Genomic DNA, 548 nt, shown 5'->3' with positions numbered 1-548 from the left:
AATCGCGAGTACAGAGTGTCAGCGTGCTTGAAGAGCGAGTTGCCGGAAAATCGATTTATATGGCTAACTTTTCTAAGTTTGTTCGTGGCTCTTTGCAAATATTTTTACTCGGCGGTGGTGCATGGTTGGTTATTCAGCATGAAATCACGGCGGGTGCGATGATCGCGAGCTCTAGTCTGATGAGCAGGGCATTATCGCCGATGGAGCAAGCGATAGGAACATGGCGCAGCGCTATGTCTGCGCGAACGGCTTATAAACGGTTAAAGGAGATTGATGCGATTGTTCGTCAAGACGAATCTGACATGCCGTTACCTAAACCGAAAGGCCATTATGAGTTAACCGGGCTCACTTACCGTCACCCGGGTGCGACTGAGCCAGTGCTGTCTTCTATCACATTATCAATCCCGCCGGGGGTGTCCGTCGGAGTAATTGGCCCTTCTGGCACTGGCAAATCGACATTTGCTCGCTTATTGCTTGGTAACATTCGGCCTTTAGCTGGAAAGGTGACTTTAGATGGCATGGAAGTGTCGACTTGGGCACCTGAAGAT

General features: G+C 49.8%; 1 protein-coding gene. It reads left to right on the top strand.

The genetic code is table 11. From position 1 onward, the window contains the following. The coding region (locus tag R7040_RS29185) for an ATP-binding cassette domain-containing protein (RefSeq protein ID WP_318098005.1) at positions 1-548 on the top strand (548 nt) is incomplete at both ends.

This window comes from Vibrio sp. 1069 (assembly GCF_033340555.1).
This window is presented reverse-complemented; position numbering and strand designations above follow the sequence as displayed.